The 1,133-nt window shown below is 58.3% G+C and carries 3 protein-coding genes; 1 reads left to right on the top strand and 2 read right to left on the bottom strand.

Annotated elements, in window-relative coordinates; genetic code table 11:
- Together ACRXB1_RS36515 and ACRXB1_RS36510 are read right to left on the bottom strand one after the other, a co-directional pair.
- The coding region (locus tag ACRXB1_RS36515) for a LysE family transporter (RefSeq protein ID WP_449494835.1) at positions 1-181 on the bottom strand (181 nt) is incomplete at its 3' end.
- 102 nt (positions 182-283) lie between these two features.
- Entirely contained in the window at positions 284-868 is a 585-nt protein-coding gene (locus tag ACRXB1_RS36510) for an NUDIX domain-containing protein (protein ID WP_075360340.1), read from the bottom strand.
- 93 nt (positions 869-961) lie between these two features.
- Here ACRXB1_RS36510 and ACRXB1_RS36505 point away from each other — a divergent pair.
- The coding region (locus ACRXB1_RS36505; protein ID WP_449494836.1) for a DeoR family transcriptional regulator at positions 962-1,133 on the top strand (172 nt) is incomplete at its 3' end.

The following is a 1,133-nucleotide window of genomic DNA, read 5'->3' as shown; positions in this document are numbered from 1 at the left end:
TCAGCGCCGACAAGGTGACGTGAAGCGTGCGCGCAACTGCGAGGCCGGCAGCCGTCGATAGACCGTGTCTCAGCCCGCGCGATGCGCTCATCTGCAAGACGATCGCCATATCGGGTCCGGGCAACGCATACACCACCGCAAGCGCGCCGACAAACACCATTAATAGTTGCAGCGAAACCATGATCAGCCTCAGTGTCCGAAGCCGTTATGGTGCCGTTAAATGCTGGGTGTTTTCCTGCCAAGTGTGGGCGGTTTGCCATCGTGATTAGCGGAAAACGCTAACTCACAACACGCGATTCAACGCCACGAACTGCAGCAACATGATCGTTTTCGCATCGACGATCTCACCACGCCGCACCGCATCGAGCGCGTCCTGAAGCGGCCATTCGATCACCTCGAGATCCTCCCCTTCAGCCTCCACACCGCCGCCGTGACCGACGCGCGAGGACGCATCGTATTCAGCAATGAAAAAGTGCAGCTTCTCAGTCACCGATCCGGGGCTCATATACGCCTCGAATACCTTCTCGACGTTCTGCACGCGGTACCCCGTTTCCTCTTCCGCTTCCGCGCGAATGCGTTCTTCGGGCGAGGCGTTATCGAGCAGACCGGCGGCGGCTTCGATCATCATGCCGTCGTGCCCGTTCACGAACGCAGGCAGGCGGAATTGCCGCGTCAGCACGACTGTCTGCCGTTCGCGGTTGAAGAGAAGGATGGTCGCACCGTTGCCGCGGTCATAGGTCTCGCGGCTTTGACGCTGCCAGACGCCATCGCTGCGCAGGAAGTCGAAGGTGGTTTTCTTCAGGATGTACCAGTCATTTGAGAGGACGGTCGTATCGATGATGCGGACTCTGTCTTTTGTAGTGACCATCGGTTTTGCTCCGGTATCGCGAAAAAGGAGCATTCATGGTATCGTGCAAATTCGTGCAATATCAAGATATTTCGTGCAAATGAGTTTTCAACCATGCTGACGTCCCAACGAAAGAAAGCGATCCTCGATGCGCTGGCGCGCGACGGCCAGGTGCTCGCGAAGCAACTCAGCGAGACCTTCGATGTATCCGAGGACACCGTGCGGCGCGACCTGCGCGAACTGGCCGGCGAGGGACTATTGCAGCGCGTGCATGGCGGCGCGTTGA

It is taken from the genome of Caballeronia sp. M23-90 (assembly GCF_053574605.1).
This window is presented reverse-complemented; position numbering and strand designations above follow the sequence as displayed.

Excerpts from the sequence above, each read along its gene's own strand:
- ACRXB1_RS36510 (WP_075360340.1), bottom strand. The coding sequence starts at position 868 with ATGGTCACTACAAAAGACAGAGTCCGCATCATCGATACGACCGTCCTC.